Raw genomic sequence first — 18,945 nt, 5'->3', positions numbered from 1 at the left:
AATGAAATTCATTTTCAATAAAAATATACGGAAGTAAACCAAAACAAGGGAGACATTATGTGCGCAGCTCTTATAGGCGGAATGGATCGGCTGAAACAAAATTATATAACATCTGCGAAACAAAAAGGATTCAAGTTAAAAGTCTTCACCGGTAAAGAAAACAAAGTATCTGCAATGCTCGGTAAAGCGGACCACGTAATCATTTTTACCAATCAAATATCACATGCAGCTAAAATTGATATCGTAAAATATACTAAAGCAAAAAACATTCCTCTGCACATGTATCACTCATGCGGAGTTTCAACTCTCAAAAATTGCCTTGAAAAATTATAAGACTTAATTTTATTCAACCTTAAGTGAACGAAGAAGGTCGATGTTCATTCTATCTGATTCAAAATTTATATCTTCGCCTTTCGGAGTTTCAATAACCTTGGGGATAGTTGAAAACCTGACATCATTAATCAGGCTTCTAAAACCTTCAATCCCAATTTTACCTTTACCGATATTCTCATGCCGGTCTTTGTGTGCACCTAAATCTTCTTTACAATCATTAAGATGGAAAAAACGGATAAAATCCAGTCCGATAAGTTGATTGAATCTATCGAAAACCTGATTATAAGTTTCAGGAGAACGCAAATCATATCCTGCGGAAAAAGCGTGACAGGTATCAAAGCAGACACCCATTCTGTCAGTGTAACCGGAATCTTCCAGAATAGTGGCAAGTTCTCCGAATCTACTGCCCAAATTTGTACCCTGTCCGGCTGTATTCTCTATAAGAACCATGACCTCTTCGGTTTCAGACATTGCTATAGCAAGATTAAGGTTTGCTACATAGCGCTCCAGAGCTTCAACTTTTCCGGAGCCCAAATGAGAACCGGGATGAGTCACGACATACTCGATACCCAGACGTTCTGTTCGTGCCAATTCCTGAGCAAAAGCTTTGACAGATTTTAAAGCGTTTTCCGGCTTCGGAGACGCTAAATTTACCAAATATGAATCATGCACAGAGACAGGATAATTGCCCCACTCCTGCCGACGCTTTTTAAAAGCCTCCACAGTCTCGTTTTCAAGAGGATGAACCTTCCACTGCCGCTGATTATGAGTAAAAATCTGTAAGGCAGTCCCGTTTATAGACATTATTCTGTCCACTGCTTTATCAATGCCCCCGGTAATGGGCATGTGCGCACCTATATACATAAAAATTGTGATCCTTCTTTAAATTTTTTCCTGCCGGGCAAATTCCATAAGTATAGGTGCCAGCAAATCCGGATCAATAAGTCCATCGGATTTATCGGAAACAAGTTTCCGGTCGATTATCTTTACATCCACTTTTTTCAAGGCTTCGAGATTCAGTCCGTCTTGATAATATCCATTCACTGAATCAATTAAAACAGTGTTTAAAACAGACTCTTTTTTTATCTCTGCCGGATTATCCATGCGCAGTACTTCTAAAAGTTTTTCGATTTGCAAAGGAACATCATGCCCGAGAAGTTCCGGGTCATATCCCAGATTAGGAATAAAAATTTTCGGACAAGGATTTCGAGAAACAGCCTGTCCCATACCTTTCGGAGTCAGAGAAGCCAGGATACTGGAATAGAAGCTACCCATAGGATAAACAATCAAATCAGCTTCCTTAATAAGCATCATAGCAAGAGATGAAGCATGTATTGAATGCGGCCACGGGTCGTTTACGCCAGAACAGGCCCACATGCCGTCAATAGGAGAGGGAATCGGCGGAACTTCTTTACCTGTAAAAAGATGCTGCCCTGCTATAATTTCACCGTTCTGTAAACGGACTGCCAAATGACCGCTATCCAATGAAGCGGCACGAACAATCCCCCTTGCCCTGATAAGTCTTGAAAATTGAGCAATAGGAGGAGCCAGCACCCGCTTATGAACCATAAATCCTGCGGCAAGAATGATATTCCCGAGACAGGCATTCGCCGGATCAAATTCGTCACCAGCCAACTCAATAAAGAGAGCGAAAAGATCCGAAAGTATCTTACGCACAATGTCCGAAATATTTTCCATGAGTGGATGTGTACCGTTTGCGAGGTGTTGCAACTCCCCTGTCAACGCAGATTTGTCTCCGTATTTAGGAAAACGGGTAGCCAGCAGCCTTACAATCTCCGCTTTTTCCGGAGATCTAATATCGGCAAGAGATATTAATCTATTACGAATATCTCCGACAGCCGGCATATCAAAAACTTTTCTAAGTTGCGCGGAACTGCCTCCTGAATCGAAAGTAGTTATAATATATGAACATTCCGGATTGACTTCGGCGAGTCTTCCAGAAAGCCCGGCAAGAGCTGTTCCGCCGCTAAAAAAAACAATGCCAGGATGATCCTTCCCCACTCCGGTCTCCTTATAACAAAAATTTATCAAGCCATAATGGCTGTAATAACTATGCCTTCAAATCAGAATTTCGTCTACAGCCATAAAATAACTTCCGGCAATTACCCTTTGACTTTAAAAGTCGCATTGCCGTAATTACTTTTGTAACTTATAAAACATTTTTTCAATTTCCATTCACTTATAATATTAAAGATAATAGAATGAACAACATTTTTTTAAATATCCACGGATTCGGTTCATCAGGAAAAAACTCAAAAGCAGCGGCTCTTGCCTGTGCTTTTCCAACCCATGAACTTATCAGCCCGGATCTCCCGGCAGACCCGGAAGAATGCTTAACCATTCTTGAAAGCATAATTGCTGAAAACAGTAATCGTCCGCTGATCATGCAGGGATCATCTATGGGCGGACTCTACGCTCTGGTCATGCATATTCGTCACAAAATACCTGCACTCCTTATCAATCCGGCACTCACTCCGGCATCACTTGTGGAAAAACGCGTAGGCGAAACATACGATTTCAAAAATGGAAAACAGATTATTATCACATCTGAACATGTTGATAAATTTGCCAAAGTCGAAAGTGAAATTGAAAAAGCTATTTGCGAGGGTCTAGTTAAAAAAGATAAAGTCTTGGCTCTGCTAGGTGAACAGGACGAAGTATTAGATCAAAACGTAATGAAAGGATTACTAAAGAAGCTGGGAGTTGAAATCGTTTCATTTGAAACTGATCATCACTTTACAGGTTATGACAAAGTGACAGAAAACAACCGGAAAGTAAGAAATTTTCTATTAAAAAACTAACTTTTAACGATTGGCATCATGTCATTCATTTCGTTGATATAGCCGTTTTCAAGAGTATTAACTTCAAGAATATAAGTCTTGAAAGTAAGATCCATAGAGGAATCGCTGAATCTGTGCAGACTATAGCAGGGAGACGAAAAAAATCCACGTCTGGCCTTATGTTCACCACCCATACCCGGATCGTATAAACGAATATCGTTAGTGATAGCCCACTCTATCGGTGCGTAATAACAAAGTTCAAAATGTAAAAACCGCACTTCTTCAAAACAGCCCCAGTACCGTCCCCAAAGCCGGTCCCCTGAAAAAACGAACATAGCCATAGCTATCGGCTCTTTCTCACCTTCCCTGAATGCAACGGGAAAAAATATGTTTTTCCGCATATATTTGCTTAGTCCCTCAAAAAATTCTTCATTGAGGTACTTACAACTCCAAACGCCGAACTTGTCATTGGTGGATACATAACATTTGTACATCAACAAAAAATAATGATCAGGGATTTCGTCTCCCACCAAAATTTCAACTCGGATTTTTTCAGCTTTCAAAGATTTACGTTCACGGCGAACAGTTTTTCTCCGGTTACCGTTGAGCGATCCCATCCATTGCTCAAAATCCTTGTAATCGTGATTTTCCCAAACATATCCTTGATGCTGCCATGTCGCGTAACCATAGGCTTCCATTTCTTTGGTCCAATCCGGGTCCACAAAATTAAAGGCACTGCTTCCAAGGTTATTAGCCGTGCAAAATCTGTCCAGCGTCTGACAGACAAGCCTCACAATAACATCAGCATTAGCATCCGGAGCAATCAAAAAACGATAACCTGAAGCCGGAGTATAAGGACTCATTCCCACTACTTTAGGGTAATAAGTAATGCCTCCTTTCTGAGCAACCTCATACCAGACGCGATCGAAAATAAATTCTCCATCACTTTGATCACGAACATAAAGAGGCACAGCCGCAACCAACCGCCCTTCGTGGCGAACAAGCATGTGGGCACTGAGCCAACCAGTTTCGAGACGAACACATCCACTTTCTTCAAGCAGACGCAGCCAGTCCCACTCCAAAAATGGAAAATTTATAAGGGACGCAAGTTCATTCCACTCATCCCTGTCCACGTTGGAAACTGAATCGATCCACGATATTTCATAACCTTTTAGAATATCAGTCATTATTTGATGTTTTGAGTAGCACATAACCTTATTTTATTAGCTTGTTCCATTAAATATTATTTTAGAAACCGAAAAATAATCCGCAACTCTCTCCATAAAAACTTTTGCGGTATTAGAACAGGAATCCTTATTCCATACCATAAAAATATCCATTGATGGAAACTCTTCAATTACAGGAATCAACGTTATTCCAGTACGTGAAACATGGCTGTTATCAAGCAGAAAAGCTACTCCCATTCCAGAAGAAATCAAAGCTGCAGCTCCGGAAAGACCAGAAACTTCCTGACTGATTATCGGCACTAATCCTCTTTTGCTAAAGGCCTGCATTATAGAATCATGCAAATCTGGTTGCCCAGCCCGTGGGAACATAATCAACTTTTCCTTAGCAATCTCTTTAAGCGACAAACTCTTTTTACGCGTGAAAGCATGATCATCGGGAACAGCAAGCACATGCTTCTTGGAAAACAATCTAATTGACGCAAGACCCTCCATTCCATGCATAAATACAGTAGAAAATCCGACATCAAGCTCATCTGAACGAATACGCTCAAGTTGAGCCGAAGCTCCTAACTGGCTTATAAGAACAGAAACATCAGAATGTTTATGGCGAAAAGCTCTGATTGCTTCAGGTAAAAGACTGTCCATGGCAATCTCCATAAATCCGACCTTAACGCTTCCACTCTCACCTTTTGCCATTCTACTGACCGTTGAAACCGCAAGATCAGTCTGTTCTAAGATCGAAACAGCCTGTTCATAAAAATATCGTCCCTCTTCAGTGAGTCGCACTTTACGACTATTTCGCTCCAGAAGCTTTGCTCCAATTTCCTCTTCAAGAGATTTTATCTGTTGAGAAAAAGGAGGTTGAGCGATATGAACTCTTTGCGCGGCACGCCCGAAATGAAGTTCTTCAGCAACTGCTATAAAATATCTAAGCTGTCTTAATTCCATTTGTATACACACTCGATGAAAATCATACTTCTTTACCCCTGACTCATTAACGAGCCATTCTCATACTGCGAAACAATTTCTAGTTAATATTACCAAATAGAACTTATTCGCGAAAGCTATTAATTTTTATCCGAACCGCAATAATAGATGTAACTGATTTTTTTTGCTAACTAGTAATAAAACAAGGAGAACAAAGTGACTGATCCGTTTAATAACTTACTATCAACAATTCAGCAAAGCTGTGATGACGCGGCTGTAGATATGTTCGGAAAAGAAACAACCTCCAGATGGAAAAATCCTTCATTTGCCGCAATCATGGAAAACCCGGATTCAGTTGGAGATATGAAAGGAACTTGCGGGGACTGCATAAAAATATTTCTTAAATTTGATGACAATAAAATATGCAAAGCATCTTTTTATACAGATGGATGCGGTGCCAGCATCGTGAGTGCGGATGCAGCTTGCGAATTATCCTGTGGAAAAACAATTGATGAAGCGTCTGAAATTGACGGAGAAGATATTGTTCAACTTCTCGGCAAAATTCCCGAAGACAAAAAGCATTGTGCTCATCTGGCTTCATCCGCTCTGCAAGAAGCTCTTGGATCATGGCTTAAAAAAAAGGTGTAACGTTTAAACGCTTTAAAAGACTTAACTTAATTAGAGCTAAAACCCCGCTCTTTTGCAAAAAAGCGGGGTTTATTCGTATATCTTATAAAAATATTTAAGCAGTAAATTTTAAAATATTCTTAATTAAAGTAATCTTTTTAATCGGTTTTGTCAGATAACCGCTGCAACCGACATCAAGGCTGTGCTGCCGATCTTGATCATAAGCATTCGCAGTTAAAGCAACGATTGGAGTTTCAGGATAGCCATTCATTCTTTCATAAGCTCGAATTTCTTTAGTTGCCCCATATCCATCCAGATTAGGCATCTGAATATCCATCAAAACCAAATCGAAATTGCGCTTTTTATACATTGCAACAGCTTCGACACCATCCCTTACAAACGTAATTCTAAACGGTGTATCTTTAAGATAAAACTCAATCAACATGCGATTATTCTCTGAATCTTCAGCTAACAAAATTCGAGTTGGTAGAAGCCTTTTTTCCGGAGCTAAGTATCCCTCTTCCATATCTGTCTTCGCAAAAAGATTAAGTAGTGCCTTCTGTAAAGCTCCACGAGTAAGAGGCCACCGCGCACTTCCCATCACTCCGAAAAGCTTATTAATTTCAGGTCGATTACCACTGTCTCCGGGAGAAGAAGACAATAAGCAAACAGCAGGAGAAGACGATTTCAAATGTTCTTTAATTACTTCAACTTCGCTAAGCCCATCTTCTTCGCCGAGCTTTTCGGAAATAATTACAAGATCGATATTCTTTTCGCCAAACTCAAGCTGTTCTAAAGCGAGAGAACTGTTTTCTGCGTGAAAACAAACCCCTCCCCAATTAGATAGACATTCGCAAATATAACTGCGGACAATAAGATTTTTATCAACCACAAAAATATTCAAGCCCTGAATAATTCTTCTGACTCTACTGTCCAGCAGATCAACATTTTCAGATTTATCCAGAATAATTTCAGTCTTGAAAAGAGCCCCGCCATTTTTAATGTTACAAGCCTCAATATTACCATCCATGAGCTTTACAAGATTTCGAGTAATAGCCAATCCAAGCCCTGTTCCGCCGAATTTACGGGTTGTAGATGAGTCAGCCTGCGTAAAATTTTCAAAAATTAATTCAACTTTATCTTCTGAAATGCCAATACCGGAGTCAGTAACATTGATAAATAGAAAAACCTTGCCACCATCCATAACGCGGCTTGATATATCCAGACAAACTGTCCCTTCAGCGGTAAACTTGATCGCATTGCTCAAAAGATTAACTATAATTTGTTTGATTCTGGTAGGGTCGCCAACAAAAGTTGCAGGGGTTGCAGGGGCAACATGACAGGCAAAAATAAGTCCTTTTTTCCAAGCAGTTACAGACATTATCCCAGAGATTTCATCTATCAAATTATCTAAATTGAACTCGGTTTTTTCAAGAGACAATTTTCCAGATTCAATCTTGGACAAATCCAATATACCGTCAATCAGCTCCATAAGAGCTTTACCTGAATCACGAAAAATAGTGACATAGCTTTTTTGTTCTGCGGAAAGAGGCGTATCTCTAAGCATATCAGACATGCCTAGAATTGAGTTCATAGGTGTACGGATTTCATGACTCATCTGTGCAAGAAATTCACTTTTTGTCCGACTTGCAACCTCAGCACGCGCCATTGCATCTTCCAACTGCCTCAGCGTTTCAGACATATGCGCAGAATTCCGTTCCTCCACCTTTTTAGCTCTCAATAATTCGGAGGCATATCGCTGCAACTCCTCTTCGTCCCTCTTTCTATCAGTAACATCACGAACGACACTGAGAAGAACATCTGCTCCGTGATATACTATCTTTCGGGAACGAACCTCCGAGTGAACTGTCAGCCCGGATTTCGTAACCATAGGACACTCAAAACTATCCGTGGAGCTACCACTCAAAATATCATTCAAAACACTGCGCAAAGAGGCTCGTTCAGAGGTCGGAACCAGCTCAAAAAGAGTTTTTCCCAGCAGTTCTTCACGGGAATATCCTAACTGTGAGGAGATACGGCAGTTTGCTTCTAAAAAGAGACCATCTATATCAGTAATACAAACAAGGTCCCCCACGTTATCAAAAAAGAACTGATACTCTTCCAACCCTTTCGTTCTGCGTAAGCTACTGAGCATAGAAGACAAGGACTTCTCAAGAGTATTAATCTCATAAATATGACTGCCCTTCGTCTGTATATCGACATCCAATCCCTTTGAAATATCTTCAGCCGCATCACTGATAACACGAAGAGGTTTGCCAAGCTTATTACTCAGCAAAAGAGCAACGAAAAAACAAAGACAAGTTACTGCAACAAAAAAGGGCATGGAAAGTAAAAAAGTTTTCGTTATAGCCTTATTAAGTCGCACGTCAGAAATAAAATACGCAAGCCCCGGCACAAGAAAACTACGGAAAAGCACTCCATCAAGGTTTTCTCCAAGACGGGCATGCATGATTTTATCAGAAATAGCTTCGCCCATTACCAGCGGTAGAACTTCACCTGATATCAAATCAAATGCACCGCCCTGCGCAAACAAAATAAGTTTCCCGTTCGTAATACTTTCAAACAGAGGATCGAGACCAGACCAAGAAAGATCTACAAGACAGGCCGCACTACCGACAACTTGAGATCTACTTTGAATTGGAACGGAAAAAACAGTAACAAACTTACCGTCGGAAGATCGGCAAAAAGTACAACGAAACGGAGGATTAAGAAGAGCATCCCTAACAAGAGTTTCATCATATTTTTTTGAAGTAGACGAAAAAATCTTGTCATCACCTTCACGCAAAATAAAATAATCCACCCCGGATGGAGTCTGATCATACTCAGCCAGCTTTTCGGAAAGCGGATAATCAACTCCAAGCATCATTGTAACCCGAATCGAATTATCTCTGCTAAGCTCACCAAGACGGGACATTGCCCTATTTAAAAAACTATAGACCTCTAAACTATGTCCTTCTCCTTCTGCACGTACCCGATCATAAAATTCAGCTCGCAAGCTTGTGATATAACTATAAGAAAGAACGCCTCCAAACGCGAGGGCAGAAATAAGCGCAATGCCGCAAATCGATGCGGCCATAAGAGTAGACAATCTATAACAATTTCTACGTTTAATGTTGTTAACCCAATTAAACAATTAATTACCTGTAGATAGCATCGGAAGCCATTAAGACATCATTGGGAATAGTTATTCCCAGCTCTTCGGCTCTTTTAAGATTAAAAACAAGAGCATACCTCTTTGCGTCTTCGACAGGAAGCTCTCCGGCCCTCTTTCCACTTAAAATCATAACAACCATTCGTCCCGCTTGCCGTCCCATTGAGATAAAATCAACGCCAGCTCCGCCAAGCATACCGAGCTGTACAAAGGCATAGTTCACCGGAAGCGCCGGTTTTCGACAATTTTTAATAGTCCAGAGAATGATTTCTGAAGTGGAATGAGTAACACCGTTTTTATCTTTTAAAAGAGTTGCTGCCGGATATATGGTCCCTATGACTGGATCAGAACACCCTTTTAAAATAATATCTTTATAATTTTCCCACGACAAAGCTATCTCAATATCAAAAGCAACATCTATTGATTCTTCAGATAGCTCACGCTCAACCTGCTTTAACATAGCCGTCCCTGTGGGAGAATTGTCTGTAATAATTAGCGCTCGGCTTAAATCCGGTATAATTTTCTTCTGAACTTTAAATGCGTCAACAAAGTGAAGTTTTTCGTAAACGCCTGTTATGTTGTGTCCCGGTTTCTCTCGGGAATTCATCCATTTTGCTATACTATTATAATCTTCAGGCTGCCCATTGAGTCCTGAAAAAACAATTGATATATCGGAGTCCACAAGTTTAAGAGCAACGGCCCGGAAGGCATTATCATCCAAAACAACTAGAACATCGGGATGAATATCTTTAATTTTTGATAAAACTATTTCAGCCTGAGCCTCAATCAAATCAGGAGTATTATTAACTTTTTTGCTATCCATAGCATACGTATAGATTTTAATGTTCTTATCAGCTTTATACCCTGCCAAAGATAGAGCTTCAAGAACGCCCTGAGACTGAGGAAGTCCGCAAATATTATCTTGAGCATAGCTGCTAACGATAAATACTTTCTTGATTCCGATGTCCGCAGCCAAAGCACCGGAACACATACAAAGAAAACCGAGACACACCTTCAGACAGAAAAGGAACATTTTATCCATGTCGGCTCCACATTTCGAGATTGAGTGGGTCTCCCCCCTCTACAAACACAATAAAGTGGCTCAGTGTAGCATCTTTTACGTCATTCAAAAGTTAAACATACATCAAAATAAAATTATTAACGCAATAATAAGACTAAAAGTCTCTACTGTTGAAATATTTTAAAAACACCTACAAGTGGAAGATGATCCGAAGACTGCAAATCATGCACAATTTCGCATTCTACACTGTTAAAGTTCTTCGAATAAAACAAAAAATCATACCGATGTTTTCTTTCTGGAAATGTAAAATGTTTATGAATCATGTCTGTGTCTAAAGTACTGTCGATCAACAGTTCTCTAATTCCCGGCAATTCATTCCAGAGAACATTAAAAATCGGTGGTTGAGACATATCATCGACCGGTATGGGTGTTCCTCTTATATAAGCCTGAAAGTTAAAATCGCCTCCGACAATAAACCCGTCAGAATCCTGATCTTTATTTATCCATTCTGACAAGTATTTTATCTGCCCCATTCTGGCTTCTCTATTCCATACACAAAGATGTACATTATAAAGTGATATTGAGATCTCTCCAACCATAACTTTCACTTGCTGCATAGTAGACTTCCACAACAACGGATAATAAAAAATATTTATTAATTTGTTCTTAAAATTGGGTTTACCGGAAGTAAGAGTATACTCATTAGAAATTATAGGAAATTTAGAAATAACAACTGTTGCTTTAACAATTTTATGTTCCTTGCGAAGTGGAAAATAAAAATCCCAGTCCACAACAGGAGCAGCATAACTCCATCCCAGTCTGGTCATTATATAGTCCAACTGGTTAACATACCCTGAACGTTTTGAATTCAAGTCAACTTCTTGCAATAGAAGAATCTCTGCATCTTTTTCTTTGACCATACTGATAAAGTCATCAAGGTTTCGAGAATAAAAAGACTCGGGGTGATCATCGGCTAAAGTGTTCTGCATCGGTCCGGCAGCAAAACCCAAATTGTAGCTGATTACCGTTAATGAATTATTTTTCAAATTCATTTTTTCAGCTCTATCATTTAAATTCAGAACAAAACCTTCCTGAATCTGTTCGATTTTATATTCAGGATCGTTAAACCACTTAAAAATAAACCAAAAAATGACCACGCACAGTAAAATTAATAAAATCAATGCCAAGGGTTTAAAAAAAGTATAGACTGAATTCATTCCAACCCCTAAATTTATTATTTAAAAAAAGCAGTTAAAATAATATGATATCCTTTCATCGAAGAAAAATATTAAGAGCAATATGTAAAATAATTTTTATAACTGTAATATTATCTATTTCTGCTACTGGCGGATCTTATGCCAAAGAGATTCAAAAAGAAAAAATCGTTATTTTGTTCGGTCATAGATTTCCGCCATTCTATTCAATCAACAAAAGCAACGAATCCAGCCAAAATCTTAAAGGGCTTTTCATAGACATATTAGAAAATTTTACAAAGAGCCATCCACAATACAAGCTTGAATACAAATGTTTACCCCGAGGACGAATTAATAAAGTTCTCGCAGCAGAAAATGCAGACGCTTTCGCATTGACGGACCCGATGTTTGTCTCGAAAGAAATTAACAGCAAATTTGCTCCTTCACTCCCTTTATGGAAGATCGGAGACCATTTGCTGGTAAGAAAAAATTCGGACATTATAGACAATAATATTGAGGATTTAAGAGGAAAACGAATAGCAGTACTGCACGGTAATGGCTACGGGCCATTGGATGAATATTTTGATAAAGACATAATACACAAGCACTCTGTCTATCGCACATCGCAAATACTTGAACTGGTCACAAAGCGGAGAGTTGAAGGCGCCATTTGCAATGAAATGACCTTACCGAAACTTATGAGCCGGTCCAGCCATTCCATTAATTCATTTCGTATTATAGAAAAACCACTTTACGAATATAATTTGCACCTACTCATAAAAAGAAGCAAAACTGACTTTCTAGAAGATTTTAATATATTCATTACAAAGAATAAAATTCCTACCATTAAACACACTGTTCAACACAAATAAAAAATTTAACTATTGCTCCTTTGGAAAAAAGAAAGGGCAATTTATGCCTTCTACCCTGTCAAGCTCAACAACCTGCGGTTTTTGAATCTTTTGCGAATTCAGAGAATAATAAACCGCGATTCCCGACTGAAACAACATAATACCGCTTACAACAACTAATCCCAAAGCCAAAATCTTCCGCATTAACAACCTCCGATGGGGATTATTTTTCTTATCCGCTTTTTGATGCAAAAAGCGAACCCATCAAGGTTATAAAGATAATATCTACGGGCACTTCAAAAGCATAATTTCAGTCTGAGTATTTTTAGCTCTTTTAAGCTTTTCACCGCATGAGTACTCAACATACAAGTACTTACCTTTCCCAGGATATGGATCACCACAGATCTGGCTTCCGACAATAATTTTACAACGATCCTTACCATCACACTTTTCGATCAATGCATCTTTAGCATCACAAAAATATTGCTTATATCCCAACTCGTTTCCTAATTCAAAACTGACATTTCCATATTTAGCACTTTCGATTCGAATAGTATTCTTGCCATAAACTATCTGAGTCTCTTTATCGCCAGACTCCCCGGCCGCACTGGAGACTACAGAATCACCATATTCGATAGATTTAACATTTTCACGCGAAACAGGAACTTCGATGACCTTTCCGTCTTTCAAAGTAATTTTCATTTCCGCGCTGAGAGTGGGCACATAAATCACAGCCGACAAAATAAACACTAAAAGAAATATTTTCCTGACAAGACGAATCATGTTAATCTCCTTTTGAAATCATTTTTTAACTTCATATATTAATTCAACAATACGTACCAGCAAAACGAATAGGTGGCTAAAATATCATGAAAAAAACATTACTCCTGATCGTGGCGATACTAGCTCTCACCGTCTCGACAGCTTCAGGAAAAGAATCTTCCTCTCTAAATGACCTTAAAAGACCTGAATTCAATTTACGACTACCCGAAACAACACAAAAAACTACTCCCGGTAAAAAAGTAATAGCTTTGAATAATTCTCGTTTTTGTGGTGTGTTTGCAGGAGAAGTAACCGTTCATTACACGAATAAAATGGTAACAACGACAGCCAGTCTAACCATAAATTCTGACATGCAAAATATAAATAAAAGTCATTATGACTATTACGTAATCCCTAGCGATGAAACATTTATGGAATACGAATGGAATTTAGATAAGATGAAAGTACGAAGGTCAGTAACCGTTTCCGGAAACACTTTTTATATAACAGACATTATAGATTATGAAAAATCCGGCGGGAACTCTCAAATCAGGACATTAGTTTTCAGTCCTGATTTATCAGCCCTCACATTTCTAAAAACCGAATTTGATGACTCGAAATCTATGTCTGCTACGGGACAGATAATTGGTAGATTTAATCGAACTAAGTAATATCTACATCTAATTGCAAACCACAGCACCCCACCTAAATTCTTGTAAATTTAACTTTTTTGGATCATACTAAAATCTGTATCAATCACTATTTCAAAATCGGAGTTATCGGGATGTATATATTAAAAAAAGGACAGGAAAATAAATTTCAGGACCTTATTCCCTTAGGAGAAACAGATTGGCCTGAAAATGTAAAAAAAGAAATATGTGCTTTTTTCAAAGATGCCGGTGTCGATGATCCCTTGAAGCAAAAATTAGTGGAACCGGGCTTACAGGGATTCAGACACAAAGCAGATAATGACGAAATCGACTGGGATGATGTTGTGGCTTATTTTAAATATGAAGCATTAAGCGTGCTGATTATGCACGATAAAAACTTCAAGAAAAAAGCGGAAAAACTGTATAACGAATTCTTTTCAACTCATAAGTTTAAAGTATGGAATAAAGACTAAATTTTTAGTTTTTTTACCTTTATTCATATTGAATGTTCGAGATCAGGAGATGCAGGCAGGCTGAAATCTATTTCAAGTCCTTCGGTGATCAGCTTAAGGACTTCTTCTGTTCCTTCCCATCCTCCAGCGCATTCAGGGCTTAAACTCACCGTCAAGGCCACAATTACACCAGAATCAAGACCGGCACGTAAGGCTTTGGAAAAATCCCGAACATACACATCAGTAAACAACCTTTCCATCTTACCGCTGCTCATTCTTCCAAAAAAATAATCAAGATCAAGATTGAAAATCCATTTTCCCTTCAGTTCATAAAGCCCCGCAGGAAACTCCCAAGGTTCGTATGCTGCGAAAGGAATATCTTTTGGAGCGGCACCTTTTCCATGCGTGGCGAAAGCCCACTCCCTAACTTGATTACGATATTTTTCAATAAATAAACCCAGATAGTTATCCCACCTGAAAAGCGGTGTTACCGCAAAAAAATCATTATCATAACCACAGGAAAGATATTCATCAATGCTAAGCGAATTAAAATCTTCGTGAGGAAAATGAACATAATCTTTCACAGAAAATAAAGCGTCATAATGTCTATCAACATGAAACAAGCCAACATCTGGATGATCTTTTATACTGGAAAGCCAGCACCAAAGCGCAGCCCGGTGATTATCCATTATAAAGATATTATGATCTTTCCACAAAAAATTAAGCTTTATTGCGGTTGAATGATTACGCCCCTGAAAATATACTATCCACTCGCCCATATATTCCTCCAAAATCATATCTACTTTTTTAATTCATACATTTGGGAGATTGAAAAGGAAAGGGTTAGATTATTCAAATAGATAAACACAATCTCTTGAAAGCAGACTGTACGATATAAACTTCTTAAAATACCGGCTCAATTAGTATGCCGCCAGAACGACGGCATACTAATCAGAAAGAAAATAGAACCGGAGTGTAAGGAATATAAGTGGCAGTCACTTTCCCGGTAAACAACAGGGGGGAAGTTTACCGAAAATTTATAAATTTTTATTTTCTTTTAAAATTCAATTTAAAAAAGTTCTTACTTTAGGCTGTCAATATTAAGCGGGTTTCCACAATGCGGACAAACTCTTACAGTTTTGCCGAAAGTGGACCCCATTATCCAGAAACGTGTAAACCAATCTTCAGATCTTTTATTCTGATACTGAACAATGACCTGATTTCCGCACTTGCAATATCTTTCCTGCATAACAACTCTCCTGACCGTGATTTTTTTTACATGGAAGGAATCACCCTCCCTCCGAAACTCTTGACATGTGACGACTCAAATCAACCATAACACAACACAGGTGTCAACTAAAAATAAACACAACAATTAAAATATTTAACTACTCTAAAAAAATATCCATAAAAAAAGCGAGATTGCAGCTCAACAGCTTAACAATCCCGCTTAAACAAAATTAAAAAAAAACGATTATTTTACTGATATTCGCGTGACGCCCAGACAACCTGACCGAGAACTCTTACATTTTCAAGCTCATCTCCGCCAAGAAAAATAGGCGAATAGTCGGTGTTATCACTATGAAGAACAACCTGTCCCGGGCGCTTTTCAACCCGCTTAACCATTACAGTATCTTCAACGCCGATGGCATAAATACCACCCGCAAGAATGCTCTGCTTGGATTGATCAAGCAGCACGATATCTCCCGCTTTAAGTTCGGGCTCCATGCTGTTTCCGTACACTTCCATCAAAACCATATTAGCGGGGTTACCCTTAGAACTTATCCAGTTTTTATGAAATGCGTAATAACCTTCAATTTCCCCACCTGTCTCAAAAGATCCGCCGCCGGCTGACAGTCGGGCCGCAACTTTCGGAACTCTCGTAAAGTCTTCCGCAAACGCTTCTGCGCTTTCTTCGGAATGAGGCAAGCCAAGCCCCGATTCAAGCCATGTTGAATCTATATTATAGCGCACCGACAAATCCAATATCCAACGAGGAGGAACGGCCCCTTTTTTTTTAACCAAGGACACCGCAGCTCGCCCGACTCCGAGTTCGCGAGCCAACTGAGCCTGAGTTGAAATATCTGTCTGCTCCCGCAGCCTCTCAAAAAATGAATCAAAATCTTTGGTTTGCATTACGCCCTCAAATCAATCAAAGTTTAACATACAAGTTCACTTATAGTTAACTTAGACAAAACAATATCGCAACCATTTTATAACGATAGAGCACTTTTCAAACATCTAGGGTTGTAGTAATGTCTTTTTATATCAAAAGAAAAATTACTTGGAGTTTATTTCATGACCAAGGATAGAGACATGCAAGATATTGCAGCCGAATACGCAGGATACTTCGACTTTGACTTCGGAGATTCCGGGGTAATCCTGAATCTAACCCCAGAAGCTCCACCGGAGCTCCTGCGCATGATTAAAGACCTATTCGGTAATGATACGCAGGAATCTCTCGTTAAAGTGTATGAAGCTCTTAACACCGTGGCCGAAGCTGACGACGTATTCAACTGTGAAGTAGACGAAAAGATATGCACTTTAACAATTTTTTGCAAAATAGTCAGATACTTAGAAAAAAATGCCAAAAACTAGACAAACTTTTTAAAATTTTCTCCGCCTTCCACTATCGACAAGTTGGCTTCAAGTAACTCAAGACTCACAGAGTCAAGCTTTACAATAACTTTCTGTCCCAATCTGAAAGCCTTACCCGAACGTTCACCCACAATCATCTGACGGTCAGCCCAGAAAGTATAATAGTCATCACTTAGACTAGCCAGTCTGATCATACCTTCTGCCATAACTTCTTGGAATTCTACCCAGAATCCGAACTCTGCCATAGATGAAATAATGCCGGTAAATTGTTCTCCGACTTTATCTTTAAGAAAAATAATGGTCAGACGCTTAAGGATTTCACGCTCAGCTTCCATTGCAACACGCTCACGTGCGCTCAGATGTGACCCAAGGCCTGTCAATTGCTTTTGAGCATGCATCGGTTGATGCTGATCACCGAGAGCAACCTTCAACGATCTGTGCACGGCAAGGTCGGCATAACGTCTGATCGGCGAAGTGAAATGACAGTAACAATCTGAAGCCAGCCCGAAATGACCTTCATTTCCAGGTTCGTACTTAGCCTGCTTCATGGATCTTATCAGCATTCTGCTCACCAGAAATTCCTGATCCGCCCCGTCTGCGCTCTGAAGAACCTTCTGCAAAGATTGTGGAGTTATGGGGTCAGGGATATCGTTGGCGACACCCATTTTCTTCAATACCTTAAAGAAATTGGTCAACTTCTGAGGATCAGGACCGGGATGCACGCGATATAGGCAAGGCATTTCACGCGCAGTCAAAAATTCAGCCACAGCTTCGTTAGCTGCGATCATAAACTCTTCAATTATCTGATGTGCAAAGTTGCGGACTCTCGGGCAGATATCCACTGTTTCACCCTGCAAATTAAAAAGAATTTCCGGCTCTGGCAGATCAAAATCAAGACTGCCCCGTTCCTTCCTTCTTGCATTGATTTGAAGGGCCAGTTTTTCCGCAACTTCCAGCATAGGAACAACATCAGAAATCTTAGCGCGTTCCTCTTCATCTCCCTGAATAATTGCTTTGTAGACCTGATTGTAGGTCAATCGTGCATGACTGCGGATTACCACCGAAGCAAATTTCGAAGATAGCGGAACACCGTTTTTGTCGAACTCAATTGTTGCATTCATCGCAAGCCGTTCAACATTCGGATTAAGACTGCAAAGCCCGTTACTGAGTGCTTCAGGGAACATAGGTTCAACAGATTTAGGGAAATAATAGGAATTAGCGCGTTTACCTGCTTCTCGATCCATCGGAGAATTCATTGCAACGTAATGGCTTACGTCCGCAATTGCGACTCTGAGTCTGTAACCCTTCGCTGTTGTTTCAACATGAATAGCATCGTCAAAATCTTTTGCGGTCGCGCCGTCAATAGTGACAAACTGAATCTCGCGCATATCTTCGCGGGATTTAAAATCTTCCTCACTCGGACGATCCGGTAGAGAACCAGCCTGTTCCAACGCTTTTTCAGGAAATTCGGTCGGAACTCCATTATTAGCCTTAACTATCGCTTCCTGCACAAGAACATCATCTTCACGTCCAAGATACTTAAGAATTTTACCTTTCCACAAATTTGCATGAATCCGTTCACCGGGAGCAACGAGTAAAATATCTCCGCGGGAAACCTTTGAATAGTCAAAAGACTGTTCCTTTGATGAAGCTACAGTTGAGTCAACACCTGCTTTATTAAGGACGGATTTTTCTAACTTTGCGCTCGCCAATGATGGACTTTTTACAGCTTCGCTCGGTTCAACCACTATCCCGAAATTGAGCTTCGGATCTGTGGGATTACAAAGCAACGCAGTTGCTCCGGTCGCACGGACAACTCTTACAGGGAAAACCTGTTTCCCTCTTTCAAGCACACTGAGAACACGCCCTTCGGGATTTTTACCACCACTATTGGCGCTTAAAATTGCAACCGAAACTCTATCTCCGTGCCATGCTTCATTCATTGATTTAGGACGAATGAAAATATCCTTGCGCCCTTTTTCATCCGGCAGAACAAAAGCCGCACCGGACCTCTGAACCTGAAGCTTTCCGGTAATCATATTCATCTTTTCAAGGAGGCCGTAAGCACTTCCAGCCTTGACTATTTTTCCTTCATCAACCAGTGCAACAAGCAACTCTTTCACAAACTTACGATGACGTTTTGTCAATCCCAGCCTTTTCTGAATTTCACCACCTGAAAGAGGTTTCTCGCTTTTGCGTAAAATTTTCACTACTTCAAACGGCTTAATTACGCCGGGATTCTTGGAATGTTTCTTTTTACCCATGATATATATCCTGATTCTAAATTGTTTTGATTTTATTAAGCAGCTCTTTTGGCCGCATATTTTTGAATTTCTTTAAAAATTTCTTTAGTAATTTCTATTTTGATACG

20 protein-coding genes are annotated in these 18,945 nt (G+C 39.6%); 7 read left to right on the top strand and 13 right to left on the bottom strand.

Annotated elements, in window-relative coordinates:
• Nucleotides 1-57: 57 nt before the first annotated feature.
• Entirely contained in the window at nt 58-333 is a 276-nt protein-coding gene (locus tag JEY82_RS15320; protein WP_092161814.1) for a DUF2325 domain-containing protein, read from the top strand.
• A 9-nt stretch (nt 334-342) separates the two neighbouring features.
• Here the strand turns inward: JEY82_RS15320 and JEY82_RS15315 are convergent, their stop codons facing one another.
• Together JEY82_RS15315 and JEY82_RS15310 are read right to left on the bottom strand one after the other, a co-directional pair.
• Nucleotides 343-1,197 carry a deoxyribonuclease IV gene (locus JEY82_RS15315; RefSeq protein ID WP_304087199.1) on the bottom strand — a complete coding sequence of 285 codons (855 nt, stop codon included), beginning with the start codon at nt 1,195-1,197 and terminating at the stop codon, nt 343-345.
• Nucleotides 1,198-1,215: 18 nt separating this feature from the next.
• A complete protein-coding gene (locus JEY82_RS15310) occupies nt 1,216-2,355 on the bottom strand; it encodes a GAK system CofD-like protein (protein ID WP_304087197.1) in 1,140 nt (379 codons plus the stop codon).
• Between the two features lie 200 nt (nt 2,356-2,555).
• Here JEY82_RS15310 and JEY82_RS15305 point away from each other — a divergent pair, with 200 nt between their 5' ends.
• Complete coding sequence (locus JEY82_RS15305) at nt 2,556-3,155, top strand: YqiA/YcfP family alpha/beta fold hydrolase (protein ID WP_304087195.1); 600 nt, start codon at nt 2,556-2,558, stop codon at nt 3,153-3,155.
• On the opposite strand, the gene JEY82_RS15300 is transcribed toward JEY82_RS15305, so the two are convergent.
• Nucleotides 3,152-4,321 (bottom strand): GNAT family N-acetyltransferase, encoded by a 1,170-nt coding sequence (locus tag JEY82_RS15300; protein WP_304087194.1) that lies wholly within the window; start codon nt 4,319-4,321, stop codon nt 3,152-3,154. The genes JEY82_RS15305 and JEY82_RS15300 overlap by 4 nt on opposite strands.
• Before the next feature lie 36 nt (nt 4,322-4,357).
• Nucleotides 4,358-5,269 (bottom strand): LysR substrate-binding domain-containing protein, encoded by a 912-nt coding sequence (locus JEY82_RS15295; RefSeq protein WP_304087192.1) that lies wholly within the window; start codon nt 5,267-5,269, stop codon nt 4,358-4,360.
• 195 nt (nt 5,270-5,464) lie between these two features.
• On the opposite strand from JEY82_RS15295, the gene JEY82_RS15290 reads away from it, so the two are divergent.
• Nucleotides 5,465-5,896 carry an iron-sulfur cluster assembly scaffold protein gene (locus JEY82_RS15290; protein ID WP_304087190.1) on the top strand — a complete coding sequence of 144 codons (432 nt, stop codon included), beginning with the start codon at nt 5,465-5,467 and terminating at the stop codon, nt 5,894-5,896.
• Nucleotides 5,897-5,990: 94 nt separating this feature from the next.
• Here JEY82_RS15290 and JEY82_RS15285 read toward each other — a convergent pair whose 3' ends face one another.
• The 3 genes from JEY82_RS15285 to JEY82_RS15275 form a co-directional block, all read right to left on the bottom strand.
• The gene (locus JEY82_RS15285; RefSeq protein ID WP_304087189.1) at nt 5,991-9,029 is read right to left on the bottom strand and encodes a response regulator; all 3,039 of its coding nucleotides are present in this window, start codon (nt 9,027-9,029) and stop codon (nt 5,991-5,993) included.
• Nucleotides 9,030-9,033: 4 nt separating this feature from the next.
• Nucleotides 9,034-10,089: an ABC transporter substrate-binding protein gene (locus JEY82_RS15280; RefSeq protein WP_304087187.1), complete on the bottom strand. Its 1,056-nt coding sequence runs from the start codon at nt 10,087-10,089 to the stop codon at nt 9,034-9,036.
• 143 nt (nt 10,090-10,232) lie between these two features.
• Nucleotides 10,233-11,285 (bottom strand): endonuclease/exonuclease/phosphatase family protein, encoded by a 1,053-nt coding sequence (locus tag JEY82_RS15275; protein WP_304087185.1) that lies wholly within the window; start codon nt 11,283-11,285, stop codon nt 10,233-10,235.
• Nucleotides 11,286-11,329: 44 nt separating this feature from the next.
• Between JEY82_RS15275 and JEY82_RS15270 the strand changes: the two genes are divergently transcribed.
• Nucleotides 11,330-12,133 (top strand): ABC transporter substrate-binding protein, encoded by an 804-nt coding sequence (locus tag JEY82_RS15270; protein WP_304087183.1) that lies wholly within the window; start codon nt 11,330-11,332, stop codon nt 12,131-12,133.
• A 9-nt stretch (nt 12,134-12,142) separates the two neighbouring features.
• On the opposite strand, the gene JEY82_RS15265 is transcribed toward JEY82_RS15270, so the two are convergent.
• Both JEY82_RS15265 and JEY82_RS15260 read right to left on the bottom strand, forming a co-directional pair.
• Entirely contained in the window at nt 12,143-12,316 is a 174-nt protein-coding gene (locus JEY82_RS15265) for a hypothetical protein (protein ID WP_170830372.1), read from the bottom strand.
• An 81-nt stretch (nt 12,317-12,397) separates the two neighbouring features.
• Nucleotides 12,398-12,895, bottom strand: coding sequence for a hypothetical protein (locus JEY82_RS15260; RefSeq protein WP_304087181.1), 498 nt, complete (start codon nt 12,893-12,895; stop codon nt 12,398-12,400).
• An 86-nt stretch (nt 12,896-12,981) separates the two neighbouring features.
• Between JEY82_RS15260 and JEY82_RS15255 the strand changes: the two genes are divergently transcribed.
• Together JEY82_RS15255 and JEY82_RS15250 are read left to right on the top strand one after the other, a co-directional pair.
• Nucleotides 12,982-13,545 (top strand): hypothetical protein, encoded by a 564-nt coding sequence (locus JEY82_RS15255; protein ID WP_304087179.1) that lies wholly within the window; start codon nt 12,982-12,984, stop codon nt 13,543-13,545.
• A 113-nt stretch (nt 13,546-13,658) separates the two neighbouring features.
• Nucleotides 13,659-13,997 (top strand): hypothetical protein, encoded by a 339-nt coding sequence (locus JEY82_RS15250; protein WP_304087177.1) that lies wholly within the window; start codon nt 13,659-13,661, stop codon nt 13,995-13,997.
• A 23-nt stretch (nt 13,998-14,020) separates the two neighbouring features.
• Here JEY82_RS15250 and JEY82_RS15245 read toward each other — a convergent pair whose 3' ends face one another.
• The 3 genes from JEY82_RS15245 to JEY82_RS15235 all read right to left on the bottom strand — a co-directional run bounded on the left by JEY82_RS15245 (nt 14,021) and on the right by JEY82_RS15235 (nt 16,112).
• Nucleotides 14,021-14,755: a UPF0489 family protein gene (locus JEY82_RS15245; protein ID WP_304087175.1), complete on the bottom strand. Its 735-nt coding sequence runs from the start codon at nt 14,753-14,755 to the stop codon at nt 14,021-14,023.
• 302 nt (nt 14,756-15,057) lie between these two features.
• A complete protein-coding gene (locus JEY82_RS15240) occupies nt 15,058-15,225 on the bottom strand; it encodes a hypothetical protein (protein WP_170830371.1) in 168 nt (55 codons plus the stop codon).
• Between the two features lie 230 nt (nt 15,226-15,455).
• Nucleotides 15,456-16,112 carry a helix-turn-helix transcriptional regulator gene (locus JEY82_RS15235; RefSeq protein ID WP_092161781.1) on the bottom strand — a complete coding sequence of 219 codons (657 nt, stop codon included), beginning with the start codon at nt 16,110-16,112 and terminating at the stop codon, nt 15,456-15,458.
• Between the two features lie 162 nt (nt 16,113-16,274).
• Here JEY82_RS15235 and JEY82_RS15230 point away from each other — a divergent pair, with 162 nt between their 5' ends.
• Complete coding sequence (locus JEY82_RS15230; protein WP_304087172.1) at nt 16,275-16,574, top strand: hypothetical protein; 300 nt, start codon at nt 16,275-16,277, stop codon at nt 16,572-16,574.
• On the opposite strand, the gene rnr is transcribed toward JEY82_RS15230, so the two are convergent.
• Complete coding sequence (rnr, locus tag JEY82_RS15225) at nt 16,571-18,838, bottom strand: ribonuclease R (RefSeq protein ID WP_304087170.1); 2,268 nt, start codon at nt 18,836-18,838, stop codon at nt 16,571-16,573. The two genes, JEY82_RS15230 and rnr, sit on opposite strands and share 4 nt — an antisense overlap.
• Nucleotides 18,839-18,945: the final 107 nt, after the last annotated feature.

This window comes from Maridesulfovibrio ferrireducens (assembly GCF_016342405.1).
GTDB lineage: Bacteria > Desulfobacterota > Desulfovibrionia > Desulfovibrionales > Desulfovibrionaceae > Maridesulfovibrio > Maridesulfovibrio ferrireducens_A.
Note: the sequence above shows the minus strand (reverse complement) of the source record. Positions and strands in the feature narration are given on the sequence as shown.